Annotated in this window: 2 protein-coding genes; both read left to right on the top strand. The window is 33.4% G+C overall.

The features are described from left to right. The first annotated feature begins 1,117 nt into the window (after positions 1-1,117). Complete coding sequence (locus tag DI060_RS18765) at positions 1,118-1,651, top strand: hypothetical protein (protein ID WP_108978544.1); 534 nt, start codon at positions 1,118-1,120, stop codon at positions 1,649-1,651. 20 nt (positions 1,652-1,671) lie between these two features. After that, complete coding sequence (locus tag DI060_RS18760; protein ID WP_108978543.1) at positions 1,672-2,463, top strand: hypothetical protein; 792 nt, start codon at positions 1,672-1,674, stop codon at positions 2,461-2,463. The last annotated feature ends 189 nt before the right edge of the window (positions 2,464-2,652 follow it).

Below are 2,652 nucleotides of genomic sequence, written 5' to 3'. Positions count from 1 at the left end.
ACCCTAATGCATACAAAGATCATAAACCAAGAAAGGTTACTAAAAAGCGTTACCCTTCTACTGCCGCTTAACCGTTACCTATCTCCTGAAGTCATACCGAACAATTTTACCTTAGGATAGATATAAAAAATGAAGATCAATTTTGCAATTGGATTAATCTTAATGATTTTTGCTTACACGGAAAATTCAGCGCAATCTTTCTTTGAGAGTCAAAAACAATATCGAATTCAAAAGCCTCTTTCCGTAAATCTCGGTTTAAATAGTGTTTCTAATTACTTTTCTGTTCCTTTCATTGGATTAACTTATACTTTTAATGCTAATCATGAATTAGGATTTGATTTTATTAATTCTCGTTTCAGAACAAGCGAAAATCCTATTTTTCTCCCTTTATCACAATCTTTGTTAGAATTTAATGAATCATTCATATATAAACGAAATTCAGGAAAAATTTTTTATAATTACTTTCTGTTTGATTCTCCCTTCAATTTTATTCTACTATCGGAGTTTTACCTTCTGTTGAAAATCAAACTCAGCTTTTAGGTATTTATCAAGGATCCTCCATTTCTCAGGAATTTACTTATACTAGTTTTGTTACTAAATATTCTTCTACTTTGTATTTCTCTCCTGGATTTGGACTTAAATTAAGTTTAGAGAACGGAACTTTCTTTACTCTATCTGGAGGTCCAGTATTTCTTCTCAATAATAAAAGTGATCAATACACTTTTATTTATAGTTCTCAATCTCCAGACAGCTTCGTTAGAAGTAATATTCTATTTAATCTTCCAATCTTTCAAAGTCTTTTTAAGAATGAAGGTAAAGCTGTGGAAGCGTATATAAATTTTAGTCTAGGAATTTCACTCTGATTTTTGTTCAGCTACTTCGTATAACTGCGGCTGACACGCTTCGCTCGGGACTAGCCCTCGCTTGGCCTAAAGGCACATTGTCCTCCGTCACGCTTCTTGCGATGCAAGAAGTCGCGCCGACGCTAACGCCTACTCCGTAGGCTCAGCTACGGACAACGTCGTGTAGCCTTTTCGTTATACGCTATGCTTCAATCTGAGACATAACGCATGTTATTTAATGATTGATTAATTTTTAAAATATATTAAAGAGAGGTATGGAAGAAAAAAAACCAAACTATTTGCCCTTCGAAGAAAATAATTCAGTTATAATTCCTAAGAGCTATGGAAACATTTCGGAGATTGAAAAAAAAGGCATAATAATTGCAGTCGAATCGGCTTTTATGAAACTTAAGAATTTATATGATGCAATTACACCCATTTATCAAGAATATGGATTTAAACCTCTTTCAGCTGGAGTAATTGCAAGAGATTTGTCCGAAAAAATCGAAAGTTCGATAATACAACATTGTAAAACATTTAATAAAGGCTTAGGTCATAATGATCTTTCCAGAGGTAGAGAACGATGGGAAGTTAAAATTTGTAAAAATAACGGACTATCAATTAATCAATCCTCTATTATTGAAGGGGAAAATTATATAGTGGTCAATTATCATAAAGATACGGAAATTAAATCTATATGGATTCTTTGGGAAGCACAAGATGCGTTTTTCTCAGAGAGAAAAAGAAATGCGAATATCAGATATTTGTTAAAAGATAAATCAAGAGCTAATATTCAAATACTAACTTAATTACAGAATATTTAAGAATAATGAGCGAATCCAAATCTTTACCAACAACAATTAATAACCTAACTCTTCCATTTACATTATATGATTTTTTCGGATATTTGTTACCAGGAATTGTATTCTGGATGACAATTATATTAAGTTTAGATGCCACACGAATATCTTATTCATTCCTCAATTCGGATACTCCCTTAAACTTATTAGAAAAATTGATTATATTTAGTCAATTTGAAGGAATATTGAAAACATATCCTTGGTTCATATCAGCAACTTCACTTTTAGTTGCATATATATCTGGACATCTTATCGCTTCTATTTCCTCACTCATTGGAGAAAGATTCTTTGTAGAATTTATTCTTGGATATCCTGCGCACATTCTTTTTAACGAACAGAAAACAGGTTTTTGGCCATTTTTAATAAGGAAATATTTTAGACCTTATTCAGAGGATTTCAAAAACAAATTCCAAGAACGCTTCAAGAGCAAGTTTGATTTAAATAACCCAACTTCAAGTGATTATTTTTGGTTATCATTTGAATATGTTGCTCAAAATTGTCCAAATGCATTTGCAAGATCCATGCACTTTTTAAATCTCTACGGATTCAATCGAAATATCAGTTACGCATTTCTACTCTCAGCATTATTCTCAGTATTTATTTTAACATCTAGAAATTACCCAATTCCTTGTTTAGTTCCTTTTATCTTACTACTTGGTTCATTTCCATTTTACTGGAATTATTTGAAACTTCTTAGAAGACTCAACGACGAGGTATTTAGAGCATTTTATTCTAATTCAAGTGAAACAATAGCAGCGTAAACTAGAAGCACAGCGTATAACAGCGACTTACCGCTACGCCTCGGGACAAGCCCTCGCTCGGCCTCCGGCAAATTCCCCTTCTGGCATTCGCCTTGCTTACGCAAGCAACATGCCAGTCCCTAACGTCCCGCAGGGACTCAGGGTCGGGGAACTTCGGTAAGTCTAGTTCGTTATACGCCATAGCAATTT

The organism is Leptospira ryugenii (assembly GCF_003114855.1).
GTDB classification, from domain to species: Bacteria; Spirochaetota; Leptospiria; order Leptospirales; family Leptospiraceae; genus Leptospira_A; species Leptospira_A ryugenii.
The sequence above is the reverse complement of the archived record's forward strand: the minus strand, read 5'-3'. Positions and strand labels throughout refer to the sequence as shown.